The sequence below is a fragment of the Psychrosphaera haliotis genome, from assembly GCF_009728465.1.
Lineage (GTDB): Bacteria > Pseudomonadota > Gammaproteobacteria > Enterobacterales > Alteromonadaceae > Psychrosphaera > Psychrosphaera haliotis.
The window spans coordinates 951,470-976,010 of the sequence record NZ_WOCD01000005.1 but is presented as its reverse complement, the minus strand read 5'-3'; the positions used below and the strand labels follow the sequence as shown (position 1 = coordinate 976,010).

At 41.9% G+C, this 24,541-nt stretch carries 21 protein-coding genes, 2 tRNA genes and 2 rRNA genes; 11 read left to right on the top strand and 14 right to left on the bottom strand.

Annotated features, from left to right (window positions below):
* Positions 1–16: 16 nt before the first annotated feature.
* The 4 genes from GNP35_RS15210 to GNP35_RS15195 all read right to left on the bottom strand — a co-directional run bounded on the left by GNP35_RS15210 (position 17) and on the right by GNP35_RS15195 (position 5,069).
* Positions 17–2,865, bottom strand: a 23S ribosomal RNA gene (locus tag GNP35_RS15210).
* A 297-nt stretch (positions 2,866–3,162) separates the two neighbouring features.
* Positions 3,163–3,238 (bottom strand) — tRNA-Ala (locus GNP35_RS15205).
* A 113-nt stretch (positions 3,239–3,351) separates the two neighbouring features.
* Positions 3,352–3,427: transfer RNA gene (locus GNP35_RS15200), tRNA-OTHER, on the bottom strand.
* Positions 3,428–3,535: 108 nt separating this feature from the next.
* Positions 3,536–5,069 (bottom strand): 16S ribosomal RNA (locus tag GNP35_RS15195).
* Together the 16S and 23S rRNA genes with 2 tRNA genes alongside form the textbook arrangement of a ribosomal RNA operon.
* A gap of 588 nt (positions 5,070–5,657) precedes the next feature.
* On the opposite strand from GNP35_RS15195, the gene GNP35_RS15190 reads away from it, so the two are divergent.
* Entirely contained in the window at positions 5,658–6,074 is a 417-nt protein-coding gene (locus GNP35_RS15190; protein ID WP_155697119.1) for an RNA recognition motif domain-containing protein, read from the top strand.
* A 118-nt stretch (positions 6,075–6,192) separates the two neighbouring features.
* The gene (trmA, locus tag GNP35_RS15185; protein WP_155697118.1) at positions 6,193–7,290 is read left to right on the top strand and encodes a tRNA (uridine(54)-C5)-methyltransferase TrmA; all 1,098 of its coding nucleotides are present in this window, start codon (positions 6,193–6,195) and stop codon (positions 7,288–7,290) included.
* A gap of 176 nt (positions 7,291–7,466) precedes the next feature.
* Here the strand turns inward: trmA and GNP35_RS15180 are convergent, their stop codons facing one another.
* The 5 genes from GNP35_RS15180 to fabR form a co-directional block, all read right to left on the bottom strand.
* Complete coding sequence (locus GNP35_RS15180) at positions 7,467–7,781, bottom strand: hypothetical protein (RefSeq protein WP_155697117.1); 315 nt, start codon at positions 7,779–7,781, stop codon at positions 7,467–7,469.
* A 19-nt stretch (positions 7,782–7,800) separates the two neighbouring features.
* Positions 7,801–7,944, bottom strand: a complete 144-nt coding sequence (locus tag GNP35_RS15175; RefSeq protein WP_155697116.1) for a hypothetical protein — start codon at positions 7,942–7,944, stop codon at positions 7,801–7,803.
* Complete coding sequence (locus GNP35_RS15170) at positions 7,941–8,276, bottom strand: helix-turn-helix domain-containing protein (RefSeq protein ID WP_155697115.1); 336 nt, start codon at positions 8,274–8,276, stop codon at positions 7,941–7,943. Before GNP35_RS15170 ends, GNP35_RS15175 begins: the two co-directional genes overlap by 4 nt.
* A 15-nt stretch (positions 8,277–8,291) precedes the next feature.
* Positions 8,292–8,729, bottom strand: coding sequence for a hypothetical protein (locus GNP35_RS15165; RefSeq protein ID WP_155697114.1), 438 nt, complete (start codon positions 8,727–8,729; stop codon positions 8,292–8,294).
* A 230-nt stretch (positions 8,730–8,959) separates the two neighbouring features.
* Positions 8,960–9,598, bottom strand: coding sequence for an HTH-type transcriptional repressor FabR (gene fabR, locus GNP35_RS15160; protein WP_155697113.1), 639 nt, complete (start codon positions 9,596–9,598; stop codon positions 8,960–8,962).
* A 110-nt stretch (positions 9,599–9,708) separates the two neighbouring features.
* Here fabR and GNP35_RS15155 point away from each other — a divergent pair, with 110 nt between their 5' ends.
* The gene (locus GNP35_RS15155) at positions 9,709–10,827 is read left to right on the top strand and encodes an acyl-CoA desaturase (RefSeq protein ID WP_155697112.1); all 1,119 of its coding nucleotides are present in this window, start codon (positions 9,709–9,711) and stop codon (positions 10,825–10,827) included.
* A gap of 147 nt (positions 10,828–10,974) precedes the next feature.
* Complete coding sequence (gene sthA, locus GNP35_RS15150; protein WP_330997846.1) at positions 10,975–12,411, top strand: Si-specific NAD(P)(+) transhydrogenase; 1,437 nt, start codon at positions 10,975–10,977, stop codon at positions 12,409–12,411.
* Between the two features lie 149 nt (positions 12,412–12,560).
* On the opposite strand, the gene hemE is transcribed toward sthA, so the two are convergent.
* A complete protein-coding gene (gene hemE, locus GNP35_RS15145) occupies positions 12,561–13,628 on the bottom strand; it encodes a uroporphyrinogen decarboxylase (RefSeq protein ID WP_155697111.1) in 1,068 nt (355 codons plus the stop codon).
* Between the two features lie 305 nt (positions 13,629–13,933).
* Positions 13,934–14,749, bottom strand: coding sequence for an NAD(+) diphosphatase (gene nudC, locus GNP35_RS15140; RefSeq protein WP_155697110.1), 816 nt, complete (start codon positions 14,747–14,749; stop codon positions 13,934–13,936).
* Between the two features lie 143 nt (positions 14,750–14,892).
* Here nudC and rsd point away from each other — a divergent pair, with 143 nt between their 5' ends.
* The 3 genes from rsd to GNP35_RS15125 all read left to right on the top strand — a co-directional run bounded on the left by rsd (position 14,893) and on the right by GNP35_RS15125 (position 16,773).
* Complete coding sequence (rsd, locus tag GNP35_RS15135; RefSeq protein WP_155697109.1) at positions 14,893–15,360, top strand: sigma D regulator; 468 nt, start codon at positions 14,893–14,895, stop codon at positions 15,358–15,360.
* Between the two features lie 119 nt (positions 15,361–15,479).
* The gene (locus tag GNP35_RS15130; RefSeq protein WP_155697108.1) at positions 15,480–16,265 is read left to right on the top strand and encodes a hypothetical protein; all 786 of its coding nucleotides are present in this window, start codon (positions 15,480–15,482) and stop codon (positions 16,263–16,265) included.
* Entirely contained in the window at positions 16,252–16,773 is a 522-nt protein-coding gene (locus GNP35_RS15125; RefSeq protein ID WP_155697107.1) for a hypothetical protein, read from the top strand. Before GNP35_RS15130 ends, GNP35_RS15125 begins: the two co-directional genes overlap by 14 nt.
* 63 nt (positions 16,774–16,836) lie before the next feature.
* Here GNP35_RS15125 and fkpA read toward each other — a convergent pair whose 3' ends face one another.
* Positions 16,837–17,580, bottom strand: coding sequence for an FKBP-type peptidyl-prolyl cis-trans isomerase (gene fkpA / locus GNP35_RS15120; protein WP_155697106.1), 744 nt, complete (start codon positions 17,578–17,580; stop codon positions 16,837–16,839).
* Between the two features lie 131 nt (positions 17,581–17,711).
* On the opposite strand from fkpA, the gene GNP35_RS15115 reads away from it, so the two are divergent.
* Positions 17,712–18,956: a WD40 repeat domain-containing protein gene (locus tag GNP35_RS15115; RefSeq protein WP_230961448.1), complete on the top strand. Its 1,245-nt coding sequence runs from the start codon at positions 17,712–17,714 to the stop codon at positions 18,954–18,956.
* Positions 18,943–19,170: a SlyX family protein gene (locus GNP35_RS15110; RefSeq protein WP_196492544.1), complete on the top strand. Its 228-nt coding sequence runs from the start codon at positions 18,943–18,945 to the stop codon at positions 19,168–19,170. Before GNP35_RS15115 ends, GNP35_RS15110 begins: the two co-directional genes overlap by 14 nt.
* A 52-nt stretch (positions 19,171–19,222) precedes the next feature.
* Here GNP35_RS15110 and GNP35_RS15105 read toward each other — a convergent pair whose 3' ends face one another.
* Entirely contained in the window at positions 19,223–19,429 is a 207-nt protein-coding gene (locus GNP35_RS15105; RefSeq protein ID WP_155697105.1) for a YheV family putative zinc ribbon protein, read from the bottom strand.
* 139 nt (positions 19,430–19,568) lie between these two features.
* On the opposite strand from GNP35_RS15105, the gene GNP35_RS15100 reads away from it, so the two are divergent.
* Both GNP35_RS15100 and GNP35_RS15095 read left to right on the top strand, forming a co-directional pair.
* A complete protein-coding gene (locus GNP35_RS15100) occupies positions 19,569–21,485 on the top strand; it encodes an ABC transporter ATP-binding protein (RefSeq protein ID WP_155697104.1) in 1,917 nt (638 codons plus the stop codon).
* Complete coding sequence (locus GNP35_RS15095) at positions 21,469–21,921, top strand: TIGR02444 family protein (protein WP_155697103.1); 453 nt, start codon at positions 21,469–21,471, stop codon at positions 21,919–21,921. The genes GNP35_RS15100 and GNP35_RS15095 overlap by 17 nt, the downstream gene beginning before the upstream one ends.
* On the opposite strand, the gene GNP35_RS16430 is transcribed toward GNP35_RS15095, so the two are convergent.
* Positions 21,898–24,354, bottom strand: coding sequence for a TonB-dependent receptor (locus tag GNP35_RS16430; RefSeq protein ID WP_330997845.1), 2,457 nt, complete (start codon positions 24,352–24,354; stop codon positions 21,898–21,900). The two genes, GNP35_RS15095 and GNP35_RS16430, sit on opposite strands and share 24 nt — an antisense overlap.
* Between the last annotated feature and the right edge of the window lie 187 nt (positions 24,355–24,541).

Sequence of the window (24,541 nt, the reverse complement as noted above, 5' to 3'; positions counted from 1 at the left end):
AACACTTAAGCGTTGTATGGTTAAGCCTCACGGGCAATTAGTATAAGTTAGCTTAATGCCTCACAGCACTCCACACTTACCTATCAACGTTGTAGTCTTCAACGACCCTTAGGACAGTTAACTGTCAGGGATGACTCATCTCGAGGCTCGCTTCCGCTAGATGCTTTCACAGCGGTTATCGATTCCGAACGTAGCTACCGGCATGCCATTGGCATGACAACCCGAACACCAGCGGTCGTCCACTCCGGTCCTCTCGTACTAGGAGCAGCCCCTCTCAATCATCCAACGCCCACGGCAGATAGGGACCGAACTGTCTCACGACGTTCTAAACCCAGCTCGTACCACTTTAAATGGCGAACAGCCATACCTTGGGACCGACTTCAGCCCCAGGATGTGATGAGCGACATCGAGGTGCCAAACACCGCCGTCGATATGAACTCTTGGGCGGTACAGCCTGTTATCCCCGAGTACCTTTTATCCGTTGAGCGATGGCCCTTCCATACAGAGCCACCGGATCACTATGACCTACTTTCGTACCTGCTCGACATGTCCGTCTCGCAGTTAAGCTTGCTTCTACCATTACACTAACCGTACGATGTCCGACCGTACTTAGCAAACCTTCGTGCTCCTCCGTTACTCTTTGGGAGGAGACCGCCCCAGTCAAACTCCCACCAGACACTTCCACAACCCCGAGAGGGGCCATGTTAGAACATCAAACATACAAGGGTGGTATTTCAAGGATGGCTCCACCTGAACTGGCGTCCAAGTTTCATAGCCCCCACTATCCTACACATGTAGGTTCATGTTCAGTGTCAGCTGTAGTAAAGGTTCACGGGGTCTTTCCGTCTAGCCGCGGGTACACAGCATCTTCACTGCGATTTCAATTTCACTGAGTCTCGGGTGGAGACAGGTGCCATCATTACACCATTCGTGCAGGTCGGAACTTACCCGACAAGGAATTTCGCTACCTTAGGACCGTTATAGTTACGGCCGCCGTTTGACCGGGCCTCGATCATGAGCTTCTCCGAAGATAACCCAATCAATTAACCTTCCGGCAACCGGGCAGGTGTCACACCGTATACGTCATCTTTCGATTTAGCACAGTGCTGTGTTTTTAATAAACAGTTGCAGCCACCAGGTCACTGCGACCCACTTCAGCTCCGGCAGCAAGTGCCTTCACCTAACGTGGGCGTACCTTCTCCGAATTACGGTAACCATTTTGCCTAGTTCCTTCACCCGAGTTCTCTCAAGCGCCTTAGTATTCTCTACCTGACCACCTGTGTCGGTTGGGGTACGTTCTTAACATCTGAAGCTTAGAGGCTTTTCCTGAAGTATGGCATCAATGACTTCATCACCTTAGTGACTCGTCCTCGTGTCTCAGTATTAGCCGCCCGGATTTACCTAAGCAGCCTCCTACACACTTTCACACGGCAACCATCGCCGTGCTCCCTAGCCTTCTCCGTCCCCCCATCGCAATGATTAAAAGTACAGAATATTAATCTGTTTCCCATCGACTACGCATTTCTGCCTCGCCTTAGGGGCCGACTTACCCTACCCTGATTAGCATGGGATAGGAAACCCTTGGTCTTTCGGCGTGGGGGTTTTTCACCCCCATTATCGTTACTCATGTCAACATTCGCACTTCTGATATGTCCAGCAGACTTCTCAATCCACCTTCAACCACTTACAGAACGCTCCCCTACCTAGCGAATAAATTCGCTACCGCAGCTTCGGTGTTATGCTTAGCCCCGTTACATCTTCCGCGCAGGCCGACTCGACTAGTGAGCTATTACGCTTTCTTTAAAGGGTGGCTGCTTCTAAGCCAACCTCCTAGCTGTCTAAGCCTTCCCACATCGTTTCCCACTTAGCATAAACTTTGGGACCTTAGCTGGCGGTCTGGGTTGTTTCCCTCTCCACGACGAACGTTAGCACCCGCCGTGTGTCTCCCGGATATTACTTTACGGTATTCGGAGTTTGCATGGGGTTGGTAAGCCGGGATGGCCCCCTAGCCCAAACAGTGCTCTACCCCCGTAAGTATTCGTCCGAGGCTCTACCTAAATAGATTTCGGGGAGAACCAGCTATCTCCCGGTTTGATTAGCCTTTCACTCCTAGCCACAGGTCATCCCCTAACTTTTCAACGTTAGTGGGTTCGGTCCTCCAGTTGATGTTACTCAACCTTCAACCTGCCCATGGCTAGATCACCGGGTTTCGGGTCTATACCTTGCAACTTATTCGCCCAGTTAAGACTCGGTTTCCCTACGGCTCCCCTATTCGGTTAACCTTGCTACAAAATATAAGTCGTTGACCCATTATACAAAAGGTACGCAGTCACAGAACAAGTCTGCTCCTACTGCTTGTACGTATACGGTTTCAGGTTCTATTTCACTCCCCTCACAGGGGTTCTTTCGCCTTTCCCTCACGGTACTGGTTCACTATCGGTCAATTGGGAGTATTTAGCCTTAGAGGATGGTCCCCCTATCTTCAGTCAAAGTTTCTCGTGCTCCGACCTACTTAATATGTCCAACATGGCTTGTCGTGTACGGGACTATCACCCACTATCGTTGCACTTTCCAGAGCATTCCACTAAACCATGCTGATTCGGCTGTTTCCCGTTCGCTCGCCGCTACTTAGGAAATCTCGGTTGATTTCTTTTCCTCCGGGTACTTAGATGTTTCAGTTCTCCGGGTTCGCTTCGTATAGCTATGTATTCACTATACGATACCCTAAAAAGGGTGGGTTTCCCCATTCGGAAATTCTGGTTTATAACGGTTTTTATCACCTTAACCAGACTTATCGCAGATTAACACGTCCTTCATCGCCTCCAATTGCCAAGGCATCCACCGTATACGCTTATTCACTTAACCATACAACCTTAAATGCTCTCGCATCTCTAGTCGTATATTATGTGTCATATTTATTGGTTACTTGACTTGTATAAGGCCAAGAACCTGACATAAATAACGCTTGAGTTTTCTCTTACAGTGATAATCAAAATTATTTTTTAGTTGTTGAATAACAAATAAATAAACAATAATGTTTACCTTATTTTTTATCAGCTTTCCAAATTGTTAAAGAGCATGAGTTTATAAAAAACTCTAAACGATGCACACTAACTAATGTGTATGGTTTAGGGTTTTGAATCGAGAAACTGAGTGTCAGTATGGTGGAGCTACGCGGGATCGAACCGCGGACCTCTTGAATGCAAATCAAGCGCTCTCCCAGCTGAGCTATAGCCCCATACTGAAGTCACGTCATTAAAACGATTGTCCAAATCACATTTGACAAGGCATTTTGTTACGCCGTTTAGACTATCTAAACAAGTAACGAAATAACGCAGTCAGGTGAGATTTTGGTAGGCCTGGGCAGACTTGAACTGCCGACCTCACCCTTATCAGGGTGCGCTCTAACCAGCTGAGCTACAGGCCTATCGTTTATGCTACAAACTCTCGAATGCAGCTAACAGCTTGCAGCTTTCTCGCTCATTATTCGTAATTAATTATTTGTGTGAACACTTCGAAGGTGTAACTTCGTATATAAGGAGGTGATCCAGCCGCAGGTTCCCCTACGGCTACCTTGTTACGACTTCACCCCAGTCATGAACCACAAAGTGGTGAACGCCCTCCCGAAGGTTAAGCTATCCACTTCTTTTGCAGCCCACTCCCATGGTGTGACGGGCGGTGTGTACAAGGCCCGGGAACGTATTCACCGTGGCATTCTGATCCACGATTACTAGCGATTCCGACTTCATGGAGTCGAGTTGCAGACTCCAATCCGGACTACGACAAGCTTTATGGGATCCGCTTACTCTCGCGAGTTTGCAACCCTTTGTACTTGCCATTGTAGCACGTGTGTAGCCCATCTCGTAAGGGCCATGATGACTTGACGTCGTCCCCACCTTCCTCCGGTTTGTCACCGGCAGTCTCCTTAGAGTTCCCACCATTACGTGCTGGCAACTAAGGATAAGGGTTGCGCTCGTTGCGGGACTTAACCCAACATTTCACAACACGAGCTGACGACAGCCATGCAGCACCTGTCTCAGAGTTCCCGAAGGCACTAAAGCGTCTCTGCTAAATTCTCTGGATGTCAAGAGATGGTAAGGTTCTTCGCGTTGCATCGAATTAAACCACATGCTCCACCGCTTGTGCGGGCCCCCGTCAATTCATTTGAGTTTTAACCTTGCGGCCGTACTCCCCAGGCGGTCTACTTAATGCGTTAGCTGCGCAAGACAGAGCTTAAGCTCCAAACTGCTAGTAGACATCGTTTACGGCGTGGACTACCAGGGTATCTAATCCTGTTTGCTACCCACGCTTTCGTACATGAGCGTCAGTGTCGACCCAGGTGGCTGCCTTCGCCATTGGTATTCCTTCAGATCTCTACGCATTTCACCGCTACACCTGAAATTCTACCACCCTCTGTCGCACTCTAGCCATCCAGTTTCAAATGCAGTTCCCAGGTTGAGCCCGGGGCTTTCACATCTGACTTAAATGGCCGCCTGCGTACGCTTTACGCCCAGTAATTCCGATTAACGCTCGCACCCTCCGTATTACCGCGGCTGCTGGCACGGAGTTAGCCGGTGCTTCTTCTGCGAGTAACGTCACACCTAGCCGGTATTAACGACTAAGCTTTCCTCCTCGCTGAAAGTGCTTTACAACCCGAAGGCCTTCTTCACACACGCGGCATGGCTGCATCAGGCTTTCGCCCATTGTGCAATATTCCCCACTGCTGCCTCCCGTAGGAGTCTGGACCGTGTCTCAGTTCCAGTGTGGCTGATCATCCTCTCAGACCAGCTAGGGATCGTGGGCTTGGTGAGCCTTTACCTCACCAACTACCTAATCCCACTTGGGCTTCTCTAAAGGCGGGAGCCGAAGCCCCCTTTGAGCCGTAGCTATCATGCGGTATTAGCAGTCGTTTCCAACTGTTGTCCCCCACCTAAAGGCAAATTCCCAAGCATTACTCACCCGTCCGCCACTCGTCAGCAACTAGCAAGCTAGTTCTGTTACCGTTCGACTTGCATGTGTTAGGCCTGCCGCCAGCGTTCAATCTGAGCCATGATCAAACTCTTCACTTAAAAGTTTAATCGCTACCCATTGAATTCTGTTCAAATAAATTTCGTTCAGACACTCAATTGATAGTTACAAGTACTAAGCTGCCTTCCGAAGAAGAACCTTAGTGTGTTTTGTTACTACTCATCGGAGTGCCCACACAAATAATTAATTACAAATTGTTAAAGAACGTTTAGAGCCTTTCTGCTCTTGGTCTCGACTCTGTCTCAACCGGGATGCGCATTCTACACTTCCCTAATTCGTTGTCAACGTTTTTAGTAAATCTTTTTCAATGTTTTGAGAAAGTTTTCTAAACCGTTTTGAGTCCAATCAAACCACCTTCACTTAACGTTTCAAGCCGTTTGATGTCTCCCTGACAACGAGGACGCATTTTAGAGACTTTTCGTTTCAGCGCAAGTGCTAATTGCAATAAATCCGATCTTTTTAGATCGTTTGAACAGTTCTTGTTCGATCTGGATATTTTTTGGATCATTCTGTTAAATTATGAACAAGAAATAACTTGTAAATCCTTCTGTAGGTAATAGTATAGGCGGTACGTGAACGATCACGTGTTTACATTTATGTTTTTTAAATCTTTTTTGAGAGTATGGAATATGTCTTTTAATTCTTCGGTATTCGTACCGTCTATAGTAGTAGCAGTTATCGGTGCGGTTCTTTTTCATTTTGTTGGCTCTGCAGTCCCTGCAGCAGCAGCGTTTGCAATAGGTGCAGTAGTAGCTGGCCTAGCTGGTTCATTTACTGGCTCTTCTGAAGAGCAAGCAGCAAACACAACAACTTTATACGTAGGTAACCTTCCTTATCGTGCAAACGAAGGAAGTGTTCGTGAACTTTTCAGTGAGTACGGTACAGTATTCTCTGTGCGCTTATTAAGAGATAAGCAAACAGGCAAACGTCGTGGTTTCGGTTTTGTTGAGATCGCAGCAGCAGATAGCCAGAAAGTGATCGATACTTTAAATGACTTTGAGTTTCAAGAACGTATGCTTAAAGTACGTTTAGCAAATGACAAGTAAATAACACTTATCTAATAGAAAAAGGTCGCTTATGCGGCCTTTTTATTGCCAAATTTAGTGTTTTAGTCAATTTTTGAGTAAAATGCATCATTATGTCCATTATTGTGAATCCACTACTATGCCTTTAAGCTCGATCCAACCAGAACAATACGACTCTTTATTAGATAATAAGATCAACTTAGTTAATGAACAGTTTAAGCAGTTCTCTATTCCTTCTATAGATGTGTATAAGTCTCCAACATTGCACTACCGTATGCGTTCAGAGTTTCGAGTTTGGCACGACGGTGACGATCTGTTTCACATCATGTTTGATAAAGAGACCAAAGAAAAGATCCGCATTGATCACTTCCCACCAGCAAGTGAATTAATTAATAACGTCATGGTTGATATCATGGATGCGCTGAGACCTAACGAGATCTTAAGACGTAAGCTATTCCAAATAGACTACCTATCAACGCTAACAGGTGAAGTATTAGTAAGCTTGCTATATCACAAGCAACTTGACGATGAATGGATCGAAGCGTGTAAAGCGCTAAAAGAAAGCCTATCTAAAAAGTATAAAATTGATTTTGTAGGCCGAGCGCGTAAACAAAAAGTTATTCTAGATAGGGACTATTTAATAGAAGAACTTAAAGTTGACGGTAAACCATACATATATAAGCAGGTAGAAAACAGCTTTACCCAGCCAAACGCCAAGTTATGCGAAGACATGTTAACGTGGGCTAAAAACGCAAAGCCATATACTGGCGATCTATTAGAGCTTTATTGTGGTGCAGGTAACTTCTCACTCGCATTAGCCGATAAGTTTGATCGTGTATTAGCTACCGAGATATCTAAAACCTCAGTTCAAGCGGCTCAATATAATATAGAGGCAAACAAAATAGATAACGTTGATATTATAAGAATGTCAGCGGAAGACTTTACCGAGGCGATGAATGGCGTACGTACATTTAATCGATTAGAAGGTATCGACTTAAAGAGTTATAACTGCAATACAATATTAGTTGATCCACCAAGAGCCGGTTTAGACGATGACACGGTTAAAATGGTACAACAATATGAAACCATCATTTATATATCATGTAACCCTAATACTCTGCACGACAACTTATTAGAGTTTAGTAAAACACACGAAGTTTCAAAGTTTGCTGTGTTTGATCAATTCCCATATACCGATCATTTAGAATGCGGCGTTGTTCTTACGGCTAAGTCTTAGTAGGCCTCTAAGTCTTAGTTCGCCTCTAAGTCTTAGTTCGCCTCTTAGTCTTCGCCTTAACCATCGATAAAAAAAGCCCGCCAAAGTGATTATGCTTGGTGGGCTCTTCTCGAAAACATATTTCAACCTAACGCTTTAGCTTAGTACTGTAATAATGATGCTTTAATTAAAAAGCTTTACGCTGCATCTCCAACAGCTCGCTGTTCTTTTAACGACAACCTCTGATAAGAGCTATAAGCTAATGTTCTTGTTTGACCTTCTCGCAAATATGCATCCATCTCAACGGTAAAGGTAGCAGACACAGGCACAACCTCTAAAATAACACCCTCGCCTAAATTTGCGCTTAATAGCGTTTTACCTGAAAACGCAAATAACCTTTTATCTTCGTCTTTAAAGTCTCCATCTAAATAAAGCTTAATGCCTCTTATCCAGTTGTTGCAAACACGAACTTCTTTACCTTTCACATTAAATACAAGCTCTTTACTAAACATATCTAATCCTTAATTTTGCTTATGCTAAAAACTTACCCAAAGCGCTGCCAATTGAAACACCTAATCCAAACAAATAAGCTGCCCCTACAATGGTCGCCAATGGCAAAACGCCAGGCTCATCCCATACAGATTTATACTCTTTACTGTTTATTAACTGTTTCATACTACATCCTTAGTAAAAAACACTACTAACGCTGCTCCAATCATAATTCCAGAGGATAGAGTGAATATGAACTGTATTATTTTTTCTAATTTTTTGCTGTTTTCATCTGTTACCAGCTCCATCTCAATCACTGGTGTTTCTGGCACAATAATGTCTGCTTGTTGAATTTCAAAAACAGAAGCCAGCGCCATCACAGTTTCATTTGATGCATTGCCATAACGCTCAACACGCTGAATGGTTCGTAAACTTACGCCGCAAGCATCTGCTAAATGTTGTTGAGTCCAGCTCTGACTCGTTCTTTTTGTTTTGATTAACTCTGCATTTATATCCATTTTAAACCCCCAGAGTTACTTATCAAAAAATTGTAAGATTATTAACATGCCAACAAACCCGCATACTCCGCCAACGGCAAACGAAGTAATGAAGCCTTTAATAAATTCACTTTTAGAAGAGGTCGCTTTTGGCATCACTTTTCGAGTTTCTACATGTACACCGTCTTTAATTAGTGAGCAGTGTAATTCTGATTTCAGCATGTTTACCATATTAAACTCAACCTCAAACAATACGCCTTGATGCTCAAAGGAATGTACTGACTTTCGTCTTAAACTACGCTTTTCTGATACTAAAGTGCCATCAAATGTAACCGACTCTTTTCCCGATTTACCTGAACCCCAAGCTTCAACTTCATGGCCATCAATTTTAAATTCAAACCTAAAACCGTCTGAAAGCAGAGTCATTCCCGACAGCTTCTCTACACTATTGTTATTATCTTTTTCCGAAGTCATTTTCAAAATCCTTAATGTATTTGTGTTACTCAATGTGGGACTCAGTAAAACAAATATTTCCTAAACCTGTGACGACACCAACAGGACAGTCATACGTTTTGTCATATGTCTGTGGTTAGTGTCACAATATGACAGTGAGGTGTCACATCTTTGAAAGCCTTATCCTGACTGGCTTTGCTTCTAATCATCTCTATTTTTAATCAAATGGAATTAAACGTAAAACCAGGCGTCTATTTTTTCACGTGTCGCATGGATTCAGAGCCTTTTGCAATAAAACGCATTTGGCGAACCACTTTTATTGACAATAATTCTCGCTTTTCCTGGCTTAAATCTAATGCTTCTGCGCCTGCATTAAATACAATCGTCACCAAAGCATCAGCTTCATATAATGCGTCTTGATGATTCGAATTTGTTTTGGTTTGAATGTATTCCGTTAACTCTTCAACAAAGTGCTGAATTTCTCGGTTTACCGCCAACCTAAATGCCTTAGAAGTACCGGAACGCTCACGAAGTAAAAGCCTAAACTCATTGCCATTAATTTCCACAAACTCCATGAAGGTAGAAATTGAAGTTTGCACTACACTGCCTTTGCCTTTATCAATACGAGCACGAGCTTGACGCATTAATTGTCTGAGCATTAAACCGGCTTCATCCACCAGCGTTAAACCTAACTCATCCATATCTTTAAAGTGGCGATAAAAAGAGGTCGGTGCGATCCCGGCTTCCCGTGCAACTTCTCGCAAACTTAAATTCGCAAAACTTTGATCAGGACTTAACATCCTAAACGCAGCATCAACAATTGCTCGTCGAGTTTGCTCTTTTTGTTGAGCTCTGGTTCTCACTAGTTCTTGACCATTTGTTGTTGTCATACGTTACCTAAATTCTGAATGTTCGCACTTTAGTGTCTATTCAACTCTGTTATTGATTTTATCTGCCAGTATTCTAAACTCTGCGTACACATGTATGCCGAGTATTAATAATGTCAAAACCACCTATTATCTGGACCAACGTCCTCATCTTTTTATCTACATTTCTAATTGCGATTATAGGTGTTCCTTTATATGGCTACCATTTTGGTTATCAAACCGAACACCTTGTTGCCACTATTGTTGCGCTAGGTTTTGCAGGTATGTCTATTACTGTTGGATACCATAGACTATGGTCACACAGAACTTACAAAGCACACCCAGCTATTCAGTTTGTATTAGCATTAGGCGGTGCATTTGCATTACAAAACAGCGCATTACATTGGTCTTCTGATCACAGAATACATCATAAGTTTGTTGACCAAAATGATAAAGACCCCTACTCAGCTAAAAAAGGCTTTTGGTTTAGCCATATTGGTTGGATGTTACGAAGCTACCAGCCAGAACGATACAACGACTATAGCAACTGTCGTGATTTACAGAAGAACAAGATAGTTATGTGGCAGCACAAATACTACTTAGTATTAGCGTTGGCGCTGAACTTTGGTATTCCTATTCTTTTAGGCGTTATTTATAACGACATCTGGGGTATGTTATTAACGGTAGGTGTATTACGACTGGTATTAAGCCACCACTTTACATTCTTTATCAATTCTCTGGCTCACATTTGGGGCAAACAGCCGTACACAGATAAAAATACGGCTAAAGACAACGGCCTCCTTGCCTTCATCACCTATGGCGAGGGTTATCACAATTATCATCACATATTTGAAAACGATTATAGAAATGGCATTCGTTGGTGGCATTTCGATCCAACTAAATGGTTTATCAAAGCAATGAATGTTATTGGCCTAACGTCAAACCTACGTACCGTGCCTGAAGAAAAAATAAAAGCGGCCAAGTGGAAAATGCAAAAACAAAGAGCAAAACAGGCTTTATTAAATTTGCCGGGTAAATCCGAGGTATTAAGCCAATTAGAAGAAGAGTATCAGCATCTTGTTGAAGAGTTTAAGCATTTCGTGGAGATAAAGGGAACATACTTAGCAGCTAAGAAACAGGCTATATCTGACGCCGCACTTGCAGAACTGAAAACAAATTACGAACTTTTAAAGACCAATATAAATCAACGTCAACAACAGTGGCAGGCATTAATAAATGAACTTCCCGCTTAAATAGGCTTATTGACGTTAAAATACCTACATAAATACAAAACTTTTACTAAAATGAATAATTCTCTAAGTTTTAATTCTTTGTTAAACTTACAAGAATTAGATGATTGAACATCATTCCTTTTATGTTGAAGCGACAAGGGTGTATTTGTGAGCAATAAAAAACAAAAAAACCAAGTAGATAAAAAACCACAATCGTTTGATTACGACACGATTGTAATTGGTACTGGCCCTGGTGGTGAAGGTGCAGCAATGAACCTGACTAAAGCAGGTAAACGCGTTGCTGTTATCGAAAAGCACACACAAGTTGGTGGTGGTTGTACTCACTGGGGAACAATCCCTTCTAAAGCCCTTCGTCATTCTGTTAGTCGCCTAATTGAATACAATAGCAACCCGCTATTTAACAAAAGCGAAAAAGCAGCGTCTTTAACATTTGAGAATATTTTAGAGCACACCACAAAAGTAATACGTGACCAAGTTAGATTACGCGGCGGCTTTTATAACCGTAACGAAGTAGACATCATTCATGGCACCGCGTCGTTTGTAGACAAAAACACACTGAAAATTGTAATGCTTGATGGCTCTGTTGAGCACTTAACTGCAGAAAACTTTGTTATCGCGACCGGTTCTCGCCCATATAATCCTGTAGATGTAGACTTTAAACACCCTCGTGTTTATGACTCAGATACTATTTTGTCGCTTAAGCACCAACCAAAAAATATCATTATCTATGGTGCGGGTGTAATTGGTTGTGAGTATGCTTCAATATTCCGTGGTTTAGGCTGTAAAGTTGACTTGATCAACACCCGTGATCGCTTATTGTCGTTCATGGATGCTGAAATGACAGACTCACTAAGCTACCACTTCTGGAATAGCGGTATCGTTATTCGTCACGGCGAAGAGTATGACAAAATTGACGCTCAAGAAGACGGTGTGATCATGACACTGAAATCTGGCAAGCGCATGAAAGCCGATTGTATTTTATTCGCTAATGGTAGAACGGGTAATACTGATTCACTAAATCTTCCATCTGTGAACTTAGAAGCTAATTCACGCGGTTGTTTAGCGGTAGATTCAACATACAAAACATCAGCAGACAACGTATTTGCAGTAGGTGATGTTATTGGTTACCCAAGCTTAGCGAGTGCCGCTTATGACCAAGGTCGAATTGCAGCAGAGTATATGCTTAACCTACCAACTGAGGGACAGTTAATTGAAGATATCCCAACGGGTATTTATACTATTCCTGAAATGTCTTCAGTCGGTAAAACAGAACAAGAGCTAACTGCCGCTAAAATTCCATATGAAGTAGGCCGTTCGTCATTTAAACACCTGGCTCGTGCTCAAATTGGTGCAACACCAGTTGGTGGCTTAAAAATTCTATTCCATTGTGATACTAAAGAAATTCTTGGCATCCACTGTTTTGGTGAGCAAGCTGCAGAAATCATTCACATTGGCCAAGCCATAATGCAGCAAAAAGGCAAAGCCAATACCATTGAGTACTTTATTCATACTACGTTTAACTACCCAACAATGGCAGAAGCGTACCGAGTAGCAGCTCTTAATGGTTTGAACCGACTGTTCTAAACTTAATTTTATGCAATAAAAAAGCGCTAAGGTTTAATCCAAAGCGCTTTTTTTGTATCTGTATCATCTGCAATCACATTACAAACAAAGGTAGCAAGCTACTTATTGTTAACTTGCTAGTGAATTTTTTTACTTGTTACAGATCTAGTTTATTTGTGATATTTAGGGCTGTAATCCACAACGGCATTAATAAATGCACCAGCATTTTCAGGTGTCACTTCAGGTGTAATACCGTGACCTAAGTTAAATACGTGGCCCGTGCCTTTGTCACCGTAATCAGCAAGAATGGTTTGTACTTCTTGGCGAATACGATCTGGCGTTGCGTATAACATTGAAGGGTCCATGTTACCTTGAAGTGCAACCTTACTACCTACACGATCACGTGCTTCAGCAATATTGATCGTCCAGTCTAAACCTAACGCATCACAACCCGTTGCTGCCATTTTTTCTAACCACTGACCGCCATTTTTAGTAAATAGCGTCACTGGCACTTTACGGCCTTCATTTTCACGTGTTAAACCATCAATGATTTTGCTCATATAGTTTAGGGAAAACTCTTCGTAGTCACGTGGCGTTAATACACCACCCCAAGTATCAAAAATCATAACCGATTGCGCACCTGCAGCAATCTGAGCATTCAAATAGCTTGTTACTGAATCCGCTACTTTATCAAGTAATTGGTGCATCATCTTAGGCTCTGAATACATCATGCCTTTTACTTTAGAGAAGGTTTTAGTACCGCTCCCCTCAACCATGTACGTCGCCAGTGTCCAAGGACTACCAGAAAAACCAATTAAAGGTACTGATCCGTTTAATTCTTTACGAATAGTACGAACGGCATTCATTACATATTGTAATTCACCTTCTGGATCTGGAATTGGTAACTTATCAATGTCCGCCTTTGAACGAATTGGGTTTTTAAAACGTGGGCCTTCGCCTGTTTCAAAATAAAGGCCTAAACCCATTGCATCAGGAATGGTTAAAATGTCAGAAAACAGAATAGCCGCATCTAACGGGTAACGACGCAACGGTTGCATAGTAACTTCACATGCTAGCTCTGCGTTTTTACACAAAGACATAAAGTCGCCAGCCACAGCACGAGTCGCTCTGTACTCAGGTAAATAGCGTCCCGCTTGGCGCATCATCCATACTGGTGTTCTGTCTACAGGCTCTTGCATTAAGGCACGTAAATAACGATCGTTCTTTAATTCTGACATTAATTATTCTCTTTTAAACTGAATAGCAACTATCTACTACAACTCAACGAGTTTATTAACCATAGAGGTTAACGCTAAATTTTCTAGGCGGGATTCTACCAGAATGCACGGATTGTCTCCATAGAATGAAAGTGTATAAAAATTCATTTTTTTATTCTAAATCAATCATAGGTTATTTCTTGCACACTGATCTTGCTGGTGCTATAACTACCTTGCGCTCAAGAAAAACCATAATAAAACTCATTTAAATGAGCTCACGCGCTAGAAAAATTCGGCCACTCTTAGGAGTGGTTTTTTCTTTTCTGCTACCTTCTTACTAACTTCTTTGTAAATTCAATAAGCTGGCCTGATATGGTTTTTGCTGGCGGAATCTGTGGCAAGTCGTTAAATTCAAACCAATCTGCTTCCGCAATCTCGTCATCACAAATATTTAATTCGCCTGAGTCATACTCAGCAACAAAACCACACATCAACGAATGAGGAAAAGGCCAAGGCTGACTTTTCACATATTTGATATTTTTAACTTTAATACCCACTTCTTCCATCACTTCGCGATGAACCGCTTGCTCTAATGTTTCTCCGCTTTCTACAAAACCTGCCAATACACTAAACAAGGTTGACGCCGTGCGTGTATGTTTAGCTAACAAAATCTTTGAGCCTTTGCGAATAGCAACAATGATAACGGGCGAAATGCGAGGGTAACAGCGGTGCTTACATGGATCGCACTGCGTCGCTAATTCCCAGTCAATAATTTTCATAGGGCCGCCACACTGCCCACAGTATTGATGAGTCTTTAAAAATAACTGAACTTGATAGGCCCTAGCCGCAAATTCAAAAAGCTCGTTTTGCTCAAACAATACATTCCTAAGACCAACAAACTCATCAAGCTGTTCTTCTTGACTAGCCTGTGCTATTTCATCAAAGCTAATGGTGTAAACAGGCTCACCTTCATACTCACCAATTTTGTGAACAACCTCTGGCTTAGTTAGATTTATAGCAAGATCATCAAGCCGCCCAAAAGGAATTTTGTTTCTTGGTGCTGGCAAATAAATTTGGTGACTTGAAATAACGCACCACCAGCCTTCTAATTCTGTTGAAAATGGAATACTGTGTTGAATCATCATTGTTCCTTCGCGGTTAAAAACCAATGAATACTAGTGTAAACCGAAACATCGAACTTTCGTTATGCTAAATCTAAATTTATGTCTTATAATTTTGAATAACATACGGAAAACAACAGTACTTTCAAAGAGGAAGACGAATAATGTTAATTCGGCAGGAACAATCAGAACAAAAATATGGCGGCGCTAACACGGCTATCGACTCATGGTTAGCGGAACGACAAGACTTGCTTGTGAAATATTGTCAGCTAGCGGGTCTTCCACCTTTTGAGTCAAATAAAAACTCGCTTCCTGATCACGCAGCCATCACTAACTTTTGCCAAATAATGATCGATTACCTATCGGCTGGCCACTTTGAAATTTACGATAATATTGTTAAACAATGTTCTGAGCATGGCAAAAACAGCGCCGAGCTAGCAGAAAGAGTGTACCCGTTAATTACAGAAACGACTGACTCGCTTGTTGATTTTAATGACAAGTACGCCAACTTGCCTTCAGATCAAGAATTAACAACCTTTGACTATGACCTATCTGAGTTAGGCAAAACATTAGAACAACGCATGGAATTTGAAGACGAACTTATTCATATTCTTTACAGTAAACATAGCTAAACCAAGGTTAATTTGTAAACCCTGCCTCAATCTATAATTGGGGCGATACAAAGCTATTTATTATTAACCTAGTAACGTAAAATACAGGCAATACTCATTAAAGGATAATTGCGCTTAAAATGAAGTTCTTGCTTAAACTGTTTAGCGTTTGCGTTTTTTTTGTATTGCTCATTGTTATCGCAGCAATTTCATTAAAACCCATCACACTCACTAACCAAACATTAACACCTATTCAAGTTGCGGCAGCAAAGCACTCTCTACAGCGTCTATTAACTGAGCTTAAAAAAGAGTCTGATCATATCAACATAGTTTTGTATCAAACTGAACTGGACGCTCTGTCAGATTTAGCCGCTCATACGATTAACAATGCCAATTTTGAAAACTATATTTCAGCTCAAACTTATACTACCGCAGTCAGTTATAACCTAAGTCAGCTATTTAAAGTTCAGCAGCAAGACTTTTATATCAACGCCTACTGTTCAATGTCACAACAAGATTCAAAGTTTTCCGTAGAGCACTGTAAATTAGGCAGTATTCCAATCCCGCAGTTTATTGCTGAACCATTATTATTTGGCGCGTTAAAACATTACTTACCTAGTGACTCTGCGCAGCTTGCTCAGCATCTATTTGAACAATTTAGTATTCAGCCTAATGCATTAGCATTAAGCGCCAGTAGGCCTCCTCTGTTAATCACCAAAGTAAGAGAGTCTTTAAACTCAATCAAACAACAAGCCACGGATTTTGCCGTTGGCGCCAAGTTTAATACTGATAAGTTTTACGAATATATAAGCGTGCTGGAAAATAACAAAAATAACAGCAATCAGCTTGCCTACTTCATTGGCCTATTATTTGAAAAAGCCAGAAGCAACATGATAGCTCAGCCTTCGTTAAGTGCGGTTTCGTGAAAACCGTCACGCCCTCTGGGCACTGGCCACTTATTTTGGTAATCGTCGTTTCGCAAAAATAGCCGGATTATCAATGCCTAGCACTATAAAGCCAAATCAAACGCCCGTTCTACGAACGCGCCAAGACTTAAGTTTGCACTTTTTATACTCAGCCATTCTTGAACAATTAGGTGGTAAACAAATAGGGCTAAACATTGGCGAAATAAAAGAACTGTATGATGCAAACGAAGGTGGCAGTGGTTATAGTTTTGCAGACCTTGCAGCTGATAAAGCCGGACTCAGCTTTAGTCAGTTTGTGGTTTACAGCGAACAAAAAGCAAGACAAGCTCAGCAAATGTTAGCTGGCATAAAAGAAGAAGCGGTATTTTTCCCGCAAATAAACAAATTACCAGAAGGTTTGTCAGCAACACAATTCCAACAAGAACTGGGCAATAAGCACTCCGCGCAATATAAAGTTCTTGAGCGTATTATTGATAACCGGATAACCGAGTTACCGCTTTACCAGTAGGCATAAAAAAAGGCGCTTAATGCGCCTTATTATCTTTGTTCAAACTGCAATCGCAATGATTAATTACTCAGTTGCAGGTGCTGCAGGTGCTTTTTGAATATCAAATAATTCAACTTCAAAAATAAGCGCTGAATGTGCTGGAATAGAACCCGCTGCACGTGCGCCGTAACCTAGATCAGATGGAATGTAGAACTTGTACTTAGAACCTTTGCTCATGTACTGAAGACCTTCAGTCCAACCAGGGATAACACGATTAAGTGCAAAGCTGATTTGCTCGCCACGATCAACAGAAGAGTCAAAAACAGTACCGTCAATTAGTGTACCGTGATAATGAACAGTAACCGTATCAGCAGCAGCTGGCTTCTCGCCTTCCGCTTCTTGTAATACTTCATACTGAAGACCAGACTCAGTTACAGTTACTTCACTACGTTTTGCATTTTCAGCTAAAAACGCCGTACCTTCTGACTTCGCCGCTTCAGTTAATTCTTTTTGACGCTCCATACCACGTTTACGAACGTCTGCTTCTAGTGCATTCATAACCGTTTCAATTTCTTCGTCGCTTAGTTGAACTTTGTCAGATAGAGCGTCTTCAATACCGCCTAAAATCAAATCTTTCTTAAGCTCAATACCAATCTCGCCGTTTTTCTCTAAGTTGTTATTTAAATAACGACCCATAGACGCACCAAGTGCATAACTCTGTTTGTCAGCATCAGTCTCAACTTTAACTTGAGCTTTCTCTGCATTACCACACGCGCCTAAAAGCGCTACTGCTGCTGCAATTGCAGTTATTTTTACTGCTTTATTCATGTTCTCTCCATTATTCTTATAAATCTAATGCTACAGTTTTCAATTCGTTGTAGCCTATACTAGCGAGTATCAATGTAAAGAAAAACCCCAAAACGCTCTAAAAACCAGCGACCAATAGATAGAGGTTAAATTTGAGAGTTAAAAATCTTTTTTCATCAATGGTAATTATCGCGACTACGTTAATAAGTGGTTGCCAACCAGCAGGTGACAAACCTAAGCAACAGTTTGAGCACGCTCAATCGGGCGCGTTTGCGGCCAGTATTTCAAATTCTGGTCAATACTCCGTTGTCTCTACCTTATATCATGGGGTAGCTTTGTGGGATCTCAATGCTAACGGTGCAAAATATCAATGGTCGCATGACATAGAGCAACAGCCTCTTACCTTTGACGAGGGCGAAAGCACCTCAATTATGAGCAACAGCAACGTTATTTTTGCCATTGCCATTGCCGACAATGACTCACATGCTGTGCTCGCCGATAAACATAACTTCTCTTTGTGGGACATTAGCACCGGCGAAAACACAGGTTTTTGGCAAGCCCGAAAGTCAAAAGTTCAAGTTAATAAAGACGACACATCAAATGCTTGGGTGAATCGAAATAACCCAGCGTCCGATGAGCCTAAAGCATCGCAAATAACCGTGTTAGACAGAACCAAGTGCATCAATGTAAATGAGAGCAACGGCGAACAATGCATGATGTTAGGGACAATTAGAGCCGTAGATGTTTCTGACAACGGTAACAGCATTGTTATTGGTAAAAGCAACGGCATGGTTACGCACATCACCTTAGAAAGCGGTCGTCGTTTAGAATTCCTTGGCCATCAACGTGACTTACTTGATGAAAATGGCGAAGCAATACAAATAAACAACGCAATAAACAGTATTGATATGTCGCCTAATGGTAAGTATGTACTCACTGGTTCAAGCGACCAAGCTGCTTACTTGTGGGATACGACAAGCGGACAAGTGGTGCATAAATTTAGACACAGCAGCCGTGTTATTCACGTCGCGTTAGATCCAAAAGCGCGTTACGCCTTTACCGCAGACAGTAAAAAACAAGCTCGAATATGGGACTTAAAAACCGGTAATGCTATTTCAAATCTCGACTTTATTAATCGCCAAGAAATATTCTCAAGTGCGCGCTTTAGTGAAAATGGAAAGTGGTTATTAACCGGCGCACCTACACGTCAATTAACGCTGTGGGATGTAAAAACAGGCAAACAACTGCAACAATGGCACGTTACACCAAGGAAAGGCTCACGCCCTCAAAGCGCGGTAGTGTATAGTGCCAGCTTTATAAATAATGAAACCCAAGTAATCAGCGAAAGCTCAGCTGGGTTAAGTGAAATATGGGACATTGCTCGTGAGCACAGATAAACTTCAAGAATTAACTACTCGAGTTGAGTCATTAGAAAGCCAAATATCGTTTCAAGAAGATACGATTGATCAGCTCAATGCTGAGATCACTGCACTGAACTTGTCGCAGGCGACGCTTAAAAGACAAATAGAATTGCTTGCGCAAAAGTTTAGCCAAGATAAAGGCTCTGCGGTAGCGGACCAGTCGGAAGAAACGCCACCACCACATTACTAAGCACTAATAAATTTACTGATCAGTAATAAATTATTCAACGCTAGCCATAAAGTTAGTCTTCAGGCGTAAACACACCAATGACTTGTTCAAATTGTCTGGTTGCGCCTTGAACAGCACCTTCTGGTTGAGTCATTTGGTGACCACAAGATTTACACTCAACTTTTTCAACGTTGTTCTCAATAAACAACATCATGGTATCCATGCTTTTGCATTCAGGACACGTTGCACCTGCAATAAAACGCTTTTTCTTTTGTGTCATTTTTCTACCCAAAACTAAATTCAACTTCCATAACCGGAAGGACGCGGTATTTAAACAAAAAACACGCCCTTTGGGTATACGTTTTGTTACGCAAGATATACCATTCTATGGTTAATTTTTTAGGAACCTTACTTTCTCTATGCTGCAAATTTCACAACTTGACTTACAACTTGGCAATAAAGTTCTTTTTCAACAAGCCTCTGCCACCATTTATCCAGGCCATAAAATAGGTATTGTTGGTGCAAACGGCTGTGGTAAGTCAACGCTATTTAATATGATCCGCGGTGAACTATCCAACGACGGTGGTGAAATTTCTTACCCAAAAGCATGGCAACTTGCCTGGGTAAAACAAGAAACGCCTGGCTTAGACAAGTCGGCACTAGAGTATGTTATTGACGGTCATGAAAAATACTGCAAATTACAAAATGCACTAGCAAAAGCAGAACAAGACAATAATGGTCATGAAATTGCGCAAATACATCATGACTTAGAAACCATCAATGCCTACACCATTCCAGCTCGTGCTGGCGAAATGCTTAACGGCTTGGGTTTTGATGCAGAAGCTCAAAAGCGTCCAGTTAAAAGCTTTTCCGGTGGTTGGCGAATGCGCCTTAACTTAGCGCAAGCTCTAATGATAGACAGTGACTGTTTACTGCTCGACGAACCAACCAACCACTTGGACTTAGATGCGGTTATTTGGTTGGAAAAATGGCTCAACCGATACGAAGGCACCATTTTACTTATTTCTCACGACAGAGACTTTATCGACAACATATGTCAGGGCATTTTGCATGTTGAGAACAACAGCCTAAATAGCTATACCGGCAACTATTCGACCTTTGAAACACAACGTGCTGAAAAACTAGCGCAACAACAAGCTACCTTCGAAAAGCAACAAACTGAAATTAAACATATTCAGTCGTTTATCGACCGATTTAAAGCGCAGGCCACCAAAGCCAAACAAGCGCAAAGCCGTGTGAAAATGTTAGAACGAATGGAAAAGATTGCCCCGGCGCATGTTGATTCGCAATTTCATTTTGAATTTAGACCTGCAACCAATATCCCAAATCCTATTATAAAAATGGATCAAGTGGCTGCGGGTTATGGCGATACGGCAATTTTGTCAAAAATTAGAATGAACCTAGTGCCTGGCAGTCGCATTGGTTTGTTGGGTCGAAATGGTGCGGGTAAATCCACGCTAATAAAAACACTGTCACGTGACTTGCCGCCATTATCGGGTGAATTTGAACATAGTAAACACTTACGAATTGGCTACTTTGCACAGCACCAATTAGACACATTAATATTAGGCCAAAGCCCTGCCGATCATGTTCAGGCACTAGACAATACCATGACAGAGCAAATGGCCAGAGACTACCTCGGCGGTTACGGTTTTAATGGCGACCAAGCATTAGACAAAATTGATAACTTTTCTGGTGGCGAAAAAGCACGCTTAGTTTTAGCCCTTATTGTTTTCCAAAAACCAAACTTATTACTGCTCGACGAACCAACTAACCACTTAGACATAGAAATGCGTCAAGCGCTGGCTATCGCGCTGCAGGGTTTTGAAGGCGCCATGATACTTATTGCCCATGACCGTCACTTATTAAAGTCTACCTGCGACGATCTTTACTTAGTAGACAGCGGTCAAGTAGCGCCATTTGACGGCGACTTAGATGACTACCATACTTGGCTTTTAGACCAAGAACGTCTGGCTAATCAAAACAAAGAAGAGGTAAACGACAAAGCTAACTCTGCAATGGCCAAAAAAGACCAAAAACGCAAAGAAGCTGAGTTAAGAAAAGCCCTATCACCAATAAAGAAAAAAGCCGATAAGTTAGTGTTGCAGCAAGAAAAAATGACCAAACGATTGGGCGAAATTGAAGAAGCGATGGGCGATACAGAACTTTATACCGAATCAAGAAAGTCAGATTTAAACCAATTACTTAGCGAACAAGCAAGCTTAAAAAGCGAGCTTGACGACATTGAGATGGAATGGTTTGAATATGAAGAGCAAATGGAAGTGATGAGGAGTGAATATGACGAATCTAATTGAGCCAGCAGAATTATGGCACTTTAGCATTACCAGCTATCAACAAGACGAACTTCAAAACGAGTTACTTAGTTGGCAAAATAGCTATGATGGCAACGTAAACATGGCGCTGTTCTGCTTATACTGCGACGATTTATCCATACAGATTAGTGATACCGAACTAGATTTGTTGCATAACCAAATCAGTGTATTTTCTCGAAAATTTACCCAAACTATTAGAGTCAGTCGAGAAACCTTTAAACAGCAAAAAGCCCAGATCCATAAGTATGAAGATATTCGACATCACTTATTAGAGGCTGAGCTTCTATTTGAACAACAAGAGCAAAGTTTACTTTGCGATATGATGAATAGAGATGCGGCAGAGTATCAATCTAACATCGCCGCACCTCACAACTGGGCAAGGTATCAGTCGCTACTAAAACGCAGCTCTGAATCCTAATACAAATGCTCTGCTAGGCAATAAAGTATCGTTTTTAAGGAAGCTAGTATGAACTCTTGCTTCCTCATCAAATACGTTATTAATTTTCGCAAATACTGTCATGTCTATGTTATTCACCGTCATGTAATGATTAACTTTTACGTCTACCATTGTATAAGCATCGGTTGCCGTTTCTAATTCAGCTACCTTATCCTGCTCAAAGTTGTGCATAACACTTAACTCTAACGCCGTATTTTCCATTTCATAGTTAAACGTAGTGCCTAAACGTACTGGTGGAATTCTTGGTAAATATTCGCCAGATGACAACTTACCGTTGATACTATCCGCTTGCAGCGTTACTTTTAAGTCGCTTGACGCCTGCCAAACCCATTGTGCTTCAACACCGTAAAACTCAGCGTTACGAGCCTCGTATTTGTACGTGTTTAACTCATCAATAGTTACGCCCGTATTGGCCTGGTAGTAAAAGTCATCAACTTCGTTGTAAAACGCGTTAATTACAAAACCAGTATTGCCTTCAAACTTTCTTAAGCTCAACTCAATATTGTTCGACGTTTCTTCTTCAATAGCAGACTCGTTATACGTTGTGCTGCCATCAACTGAGCTATAAATAGCACCAATTTCAAAAGAGTTAGTGCCTATATGTGCACCGTAAGACAGTAATTCAGCGGCAGATGGCGCTCTAGAAGAGTGCGTATAAGACGCTGCAAAGTTGTATCCACTGGTAAAGTCATAAACCAAACCAGCTGACAAACTTACTGGCGTGAATTCAAAAGAATGTAAGTCTGAATCAATTGAAACATTTTCCGCTCTTGCGCCTAATTGAACTAACACATCGTCAAAATGCTTTTCTTCCAACAAACCAATGGCATATGATTTTGTTTCTGAAGGTGGTGTAAATGCTTCTTCACCTATGGCTTCAAAGTCAGAGGACTTAATGTCGAACGTTAATGCACCGTGCCAATCATTAATATCCGCGAGTAATAAATCACTGCGTAATTCCCAAGCGTCATTGTTAAACTGCGTGCCCACTTCTGAGTCACCAAATTCATCAAACTCTAACTCTTGGTGTTGATAATTTGTAATACCAAACCTTGTATTGATGCCCGTAACCCAAGAGTTTGCAATACTAAACTCACTGGCAATCTGAACACGGGTTTGGCGCATATCACCCATCACATACCCTTCTTCGGCATGCTCGTCGTGTTCTTCGTGCTCGTCATGCTCATCGTGGTCTTCTTCATGCTCGTCGTGATCTTCATCATGCTCTTCGCCATGCGCATGGGCGTGACCAGGAATGCCGTATAGGCGGTCAAGGTAACCAACAGAAATACCAACAAAACCATTATCAAGTAGTAAGCTTGCGCCTACGTTAAAACCTTTTGAGCGAGAAGCACTATTTTCTAGCAGTTGTGAGCCGTGTACTTCCTCATGCTCGTCATGATCCTCATCGTGGTCATCGTGGTCATCATGTTCTTCTTCGTGCTCATCATGGTCATCGTCATGATCATCATGGTCTTCTTCGTGTTCGTCATGGTCTTCATCATGCTCGTCATGTAACTCAGGGTTGCCTGGAACTTTATAGTCGCTGCTGTCGCGATAAAAACCATCAGCGTGCAAGGCAATATCATTACTACCAATCGCATTTTCAATGCCTGTGTTTACTGCAAAAGAAAACTCAGACTCATCAGCTACATCGCCAAAAGACAGTTGAACTTCAGCGCTTTCTTCCATTGCTTTAGGAACACGATTATCAACAACATTTACAACGCCGCCAATAGCACCACTGCCATAAAATAAAGTTGCAGGACCGCGTAACACTTCAATTTGTTTAACGGTACTGGTTTCTGTAGACACTACGTGATCTGGACCAACTCTAGATGCATCGCCTACATCTAAACCGTTTTGCGCTATTAATACACGTGGGCCATCAAGGCCTCTAATAATTGGTGTGCTACTAACAGGGCCGTAGTAAGAAGAATGAACACCTAACTCGCCTTTCAGCGTTTCGCCTAAAGTGGACGCGTGTTTATTTTTTAACTCTTCGTCGCTCAGCACAGTAATTGGCGTAGCAGACTCTAATGTTGAGCCATGCAAAGGCGTAGCGGTAACGTCAATACGTTCAATAAGTGCCGGAGACAACACAATATTGTAAAGGCTTGTTTGTTCAGATAAGTCTACTGAGGCATGGTTATAACCCGCTGCAACCACATGCAGTTCGTCAGCATGTTGCACTTGCTCCATCACTTTAAAGCGACCATTGGCATCTGTTTTAAGAACAATAGTGCTACCGTGAACTGAAATTTTAGCATTGGAAATTGGCTTTCCTTTGCCGTCGGTAACAACACCTTCAATATTATGGGCAGCAAGCGCTGAGCTCACTACTAACGCACTGGCAACAGACGCTGCAGATAAAAGTAACTTTCTAAATGACACAGTAAACTTCTCTTATAATTAATCAACTGAAGCAATGATACACTATATCGTATCGATGTAAACGGTTCGTCCGGTAGATTGAGACAGTCAAAAACATGATCTATATCAATAGTTGAATCGGTTGGGATTTTGTTGCTAAAAAAGTGTGATCTAGATCATATAAGAAAGTACTGCGAAGCCTAAAGTA